We start from the raw sequence: 5,290 nt of genomic DNA on the forward strand, positions 1-5,290 counted from the left end.
GTAGGACGAGCGCCGGGAGGATGTCACGAATGCTAGGGTCTGTAACAGAGGGGAGCTTGCTCAAGCTCGATGGGGATCCTCAGCCAGCCGAGCCAAAGCTTCCAAATCAGCACCCACCACGCGGTTGAGAATCCATTCGGGATGTTGCTTGGCACCCATGCGTCGATAGAACTCAATCGCCGGCTGGTTCCAATCCAAAACCATCCACTCCAGCCGCCCATATCCTTTGGCCACCGCCTCCTGAGCCACCCGTGCCAAGAGCGCTTTGCCAATGCCTCTGCCGCGAAACTCCGGCAACACGAACAGATCCTCAAGGTAAATCCCTGGTCGGGTCAGGAAGGTGGAAAAATTGCGGAAATAGAGAGCAAAGCCCACCGCTCGCCCCTCCACTTCTGCCAGCAATGCCGAGGCAAAGGCTTCTGGGCCGAACAAGTAGTGGTGCAACAGATCGGCGGATCCCGTTACCAGGTGGCTCAGCTTCTCGTACTCGGCCAAGGCGCAGATGAGGTCAAACAAAACGGGCACATCTAAGGCGGTGGCAGGACGGATTTCCATACTTTTGCCTGGCTTCACAACCAATTCCTTGAATTTCCTGAGATACCGGCACGAGAACAGACCACAGTTTATTCTTGTTGTGGACAGAACGCCCAGGCAGCATCTTTTGGACGCGCAGCGTGGTGGGGGCAGCGGCAGGGGCCCAGAGGACTCACCGCACAAGGCAGGTAGGGTGACCGAGAAAAGTAACGGCAGAAGGGATCCCAGGCCGAGTCAGAAAAGAGAGTTGGCATGGCCCGGCGCTCGTCCCCGATTGAGAGGCGGCGGGATCCCCTCTTTTCCAGCAGAGGGATCAACTGAGCCCAGAACGTTAGCCCCAACCACAAGCCAACTCCCACTCAGCGCTTGCACAATTGCCCTCCCCCGTCGGCCAACAGCGTTGTCTTCCAACCAGAATCAGCCTCGGCCAGCCTGCTTGCCCAGGACTAGCGTGGCAGCCCGTTTTGGAGCTGTCCTTCCCTGCCGGCAAGAACCCGAGAAAAACCGATTAGAGTGAAATATGGACTGACCCGCTGAGCCTTCCGATTCCATGACCACCTCCACCCTTGATGCTGCTGCCATCCTTGAAGCGTTGCGCCCTGTTCAAGATCCGGAGCTGCGCCGCAGCCTGGTGGAACTGAACATGATCCGGGATATTCGCGTCGAGCCTGGGCGAGTGGCCTTTACCCTGGTGCTGACCACGCCGGCCTGCCCTTTGCGAGAATTCATTGTCGAGGAGTGCAAAGCTGCCATCCGCCAGCTGGCCCCCATCGAAGCCATTGATGTTACGGTAACGGCAGAAACCCCCCGTTCCCCTTCCCTGCCGAATCGCCAGTCCATCCCCGGTGTGCGCAACATCATCGCCATTTCCAGCGGCAAGGGGGGCGTGGGCAAAACCTCGGTGTCGGTGAATGTGGCGGTGGCGCTGGCCCAAAGCGGGGCCCGGGTGGGGCTACTGGATGCCGACATTTACGGCCCCAATGTGCCGCTGATGTTGGGCCTGCAGGATCGGTCTCTGGTTGTGCAAAAACGGGAGGACGGCGGCGAGGATATCTTCCCCCTGGAAAATTACGGCGTCAAGATGGTGTCGATGGGCCTTTTGGTGGGGCGGGATCAGCCGGTGATCTGGCGGGGGCCGATGTTGAACGGGGTGATCCGGCAATTTCTCTATCAGGTGCAGTGGGGAGAGTTGGACTACTTGGTTGTGGATATGCCCCCCGGCACCGGCGATGCCCAATTGACCCTAGTGCAGGCAGTGCCGCTGGCAGGAGCTGTGATCGTCACCACGCCACAATCGGTGGCCCTGCTGGACAGTCGCAAGGGCTTGAACATGTTTCGGCAGTTGGGGGTGCCCATCCTGGGTATTGTGGAAAACATGAGCTACTTCGTCCCGCCCGACCTGCCGGATCGCCAGTACGATATTTTCGGCTCAGAAGGGGGAGAGACCACGGCCCGCGAGCTTGGTGTCCCGCTGCTGGGGCGGATCCCGCTGGAAATCGCCCTGCGCCAAGGGGGAGATATGGGTACGCCTATTGTCATCGGCCAACCTGAGTCGGCTTCAGCCCGGGCCTTGAAGCAGATTGCCAAAACCTTGGCAGGCCGCGTTTCCATGTTGGCTTTGGGGGCAGGCTAGAAGCGCTCGGCTTCCACCAACGAGACCCCGAAGCTGCGTCCTCCCACCACAATCCCCTCTTGGGCCTTGCCGCGCACGGTTACAGTGCTGTTCATGGCCGGTAGGCCCTTGTCGGTGATGACCCAAAGGGAACCGCTGTTGTCTTGGAGCTCATACACACCCTGGCCGAACACCCCTATCTGGTTCACCACGCGACCGCGGACATACACATCGGTGTAGCGGGAGGGATTTTGTTCGATCTGGGCGATGGGGGTTGTGCCGATGCCCAGCCGCGCCAGTTGCCCACACCCTGCCAGGGCTAAGCTGAGGCCCAGCAGGAGCGCCAGGGATCCGCCGCGGAACGATTGGCCAAGTTGCTGTTTCATGGGTTGCTTCCATTACGAGCACCTGCTCCCACCATAGCAAGCCGGCAGCCGATCCACGGCCAAGTCAGAACTTCTCGCCAATGCCGAAGTGCAGTTGACCTTGGCCGGCTCCACCTTGCCCGATGGCGTAGTCGATGCGCAACGGCCCCAAGGGAGATTGGATGCGAATGCCGACCCCCAGCCCCAAACCACTGCCCGGCTTGTTGCGCACCGCTGCGGGATTGCCGGCCACGGCAGCTCCACTGCCCAGATCAGTGCCGTAGTCGGCGAAAACCACGGCTCCCACCGGGTCAAAAAGGGGGAAACGCAATTCGGCGGTTGCGGTGGCAAAGCTGCGACCGGAACCGATACCCCCCTCAAAAAAGCCCCGCACCGAGTTGCCGCCACCAATGGCAAAAGCATCGTAGGGAGCCAAGTCGCCGATGGTCGTGCCCGCTCGCACATCAAAGGCCAATACCTGCGGTCGCTCGCTGCGGGTTTCAAACAGGTTGACGGGAATGAACTGGCTGTAGCCGGCCTCGAGGCGGTTGGCATTCAAGCCATTTTGAAACAGACGTACCGACTGTTCTGTGGAGATGCGAAAGACCGAGCCCTGGCTGGGGCTGTTGGGGTTGTCGCGGGTATCGTTGACGAGGCCAAACCGCAAGGTGGTGTAGCTGTCTTGGCCGCTCTCGCTGAAGGTAATCGGGTTGCCCAGCACATCGAAGCGCTGTTGCTCCCCGTTGCTGTTGCGAGCTTCTACAAATTGGATGCGGGTGCCCAAGCTGGCCCGCCAATTGCCCCCAATCGGGCGAGAGAAAGTCACCCCGCCACCAAGACGGTTGATGCGCACGGGATCCCCATTGGGCAGGGTGAATCCCTCATTAAAGACAAAGCTGGAGCTCTGCTGGTTGGAGATGTTGACGTTGTAGGAGGTGGGAATGTCCAGCGTGGCAATCCGCGGGTCGGTGAAGTTTAAGTCGAAGAGGGTTTCGTTGGTGCCCACCTGCACGTTGAAGCTGGCACTTTGGTTGTTGCCGCCCAAGTTTTGTTCGGAGACGTTGAGGCCGGCGAAGACCCCTGTGGCGGAGCTGACGCCGATGGTGCCTCCCAAAGTGCCGGTGCGACGTTCTTCCACGTTCACCACCACCACCACCTTGTCGGGATCCTGGCCGGGGTTGAGCCCCACATTCACATCTTGAAACAGGTTGAGATTAAAAACCGCCTGCAGGTCTTCCTGGATTTGGTTGCGGTTAAACACATCCCCCGGCTTGGACTTCAACTCGCGGGTGATGATGAAGTCACGGGTTTTGGTGTTGCCCTGAACGCGAATATCCTCGATCACCCCTTCGGCGATTTCCAGGGTGATGGTGCCGTCTTCAGAGGAGCGCACATCCGTCACTTTGGCCAGCACGTAACCCTTATCGGCGTACCACTGCTCGATCTCGGCCACAGCCAGTTGCAGCTCGCCGAAGTTGAGCACCCGCCCTTCCTGGTCGGCAAAGGCGGCCCGCAGCACTTCCGGATCCAGAACTTTCGCCCCTTCCGTGCGCACGGCTTTCAGGATTGGGTTGGGCTTGACCTCAAAGGTGACCCGCACCCCCAAAGGCGTATCGGAAGGCACTGCCCGCACATCGGCAAACAATCCGGTGGCAAACACGGCATTGATGTCTTCCCGCAACTGGGATCGGGTGGAAACCTCGCCGGCGCGGGTGCGGATGACGCTGTAAACCCGGTTGATCAGCTCCGGATCTTCAGTGCCCTCAACCACTACCTCCGCTACCAACACTTCTGGCTCGCCGGCAGTGGGGGGTGGGGTGGGGGAGGGCTGGGCGGGGGTGTCGCCACCGGTGCGCAGGTCGAGGGTGCCGGGCTGAGGAACCGATTGCGCCCAAGCCGGGGATCCCATCAGCAGAGCGCTACGGGACGCTTCAGCAAACGCAAAAGCGGTGCAGAGCACCATCCCGCGGGTGAGCGCTGAAGTTAGCCAAGGGCGAAGTTGCCTGGAACGATTCATGGGGATCCCTCGCACACCAAAAAGCAAGATTGCAAAGCCGGGCCAAGCTTGCGTTAAAACCCTCTGCCGCCCAGCAGCGGACAATTGCCCTGGATTATATCAATCCCCATCCACCCAGATCCGAGCGTGGCCGCGAACCGGATTGCGGACTTGGGCAGTCTGGAGTGCAAAAAGCAGCCTCCCCCGCTCAAGGCAGGCGCAGGGATCCCCTACAGCGCTGGCCGCAAGACCTCGGCTCGACTTCCTCGGCAGCTAGGTTGACTTGGGAGTTGAGGATGACGACGGTGATGGGAGCAGGAGTGGGAGGCAAAGAGCGGCTGCTCCTCCAGCCCCAACTGTCGGCGTACTGTTGTGGGGGAACGTTGGGCAGGATCAGGACGGTGTTTTGCAGGACGTTGCTTTGCAGGGTGGTGGCGTTGCCGTTCAGGATCGCCATCTGCTGGGTGTGGGAAGTCTGAGCTAGGACGGCTGGAGCAAACCCGAAGCCGAGCAGAGCTGCCACTCCGGGGAGGAGGAGTTGAGTGGACAACATCGAGGATTCTCCACAAGACGCCAGGATGCCGACACTTTAGCCTGCTTTGCCCTCCGCTGAGTTGCCCAAAAAAGCAAAAAAAGCTACGTGATGGGGAGGGATCCCTGCTGGGGACGTACAGCCGCGCGGCCCAGGCCCACAAAAAAGCCTGCAGAGGGTACTCTGTGCAGGCCCGTCTTGCTCGTCTGGATTGTCTTGATGGAGCTGATACATTCACGCTGAACTCTCCT

At 60.2% G+C, this 5,290-nt stretch carries 6 protein-coding genes; 1 reads left to right on the forward strand and 5 read right to left on the reverse strand.

Going from position 1 to position 5,290, the window contains the following annotated elements; genetic code table 11:
• Window positions 1–60 precede the first annotated feature (60 nt).
• Window positions 61–555: an N-acetyltransferase family protein gene (locus NW818_RS05910; RefSeq protein WP_414424070.1), complete on the reverse strand. Its 495-nt coding sequence runs from the start codon at window positions 553–555 to the stop codon at window positions 61–63.
• Window positions 556–623: 68 nt separating this feature from the next.
• Window positions 624–788: a DUF6464 family protein gene (locus NW818_RS05915; RefSeq protein ID WP_238376969.1), complete on the reverse strand. Its 165-nt coding sequence runs from the start codon at window positions 786–788 to the stop codon at window positions 624–626.
• 296 nt (window positions 789–1,084) lie between these two features.
• Here NW818_RS05915 and NW818_RS05920 point away from each other — a divergent pair, with 296 nt between their 5' ends.
• Window positions 1,085–2,167, forward strand: a complete 1,083-nt coding sequence (locus tag NW818_RS05920) for an Mrp/NBP35 family ATP-binding protein (protein ID WP_414390557.1) — start codon at window positions 1,085–1,087, stop codon at window positions 2,165–2,167.
• Here the strand turns inward: NW818_RS05920 and NW818_RS05925 are convergent.
• The 3 genes from NW818_RS05925 to NW818_RS05935 all read right to left on the reverse strand — a co-directional run bounded on the left by NW818_RS05925 (window position 2,164) and on the right by NW818_RS05935 (window position 5,060).
• On the reverse strand, window positions 2,164–2,532 hold the full coding sequence (locus tag NW818_RS05925; RefSeq protein WP_414424071.1) for a hypothetical protein: 369 nt from the start codon (window positions 2,530–2,532) through the stop codon (window positions 2,164–2,166). The two genes, NW818_RS05920 and NW818_RS05925, sit on opposite strands and share 4 nt — an antisense overlap.
• A 64-nt stretch (window positions 2,533–2,596) precedes the next feature.
• Complete coding sequence (locus NW818_RS05930) at window positions 2,597–4,528, reverse strand: BamA/TamA family outer membrane protein (protein WP_414424072.1); 1,932 nt, start codon at window positions 4,526–4,528, stop codon at window positions 2,597–2,599.
• 187 nt (window positions 4,529–4,715) lie between these two features.
• On the reverse strand, window positions 4,716–5,060 hold the full coding sequence (locus NW818_RS05935) for a hypothetical protein (RefSeq protein ID WP_011432412.1): 345 nt from the start codon (window positions 5,058–5,060) through the stop codon (window positions 4,716–4,718).
• Window positions 5,061–5,290 lie beyond the last annotated feature (230 nt).

The sequence above is a fragment of the Synechococcus sp. R6-5 genome (assembly GCF_047461775.1).
Classification (GTDB): domain Bacteria; phylum Cyanobacteriota; class Cyanobacteriia; order Thermostichales; family Thermostichaceae; genus Thermostichus.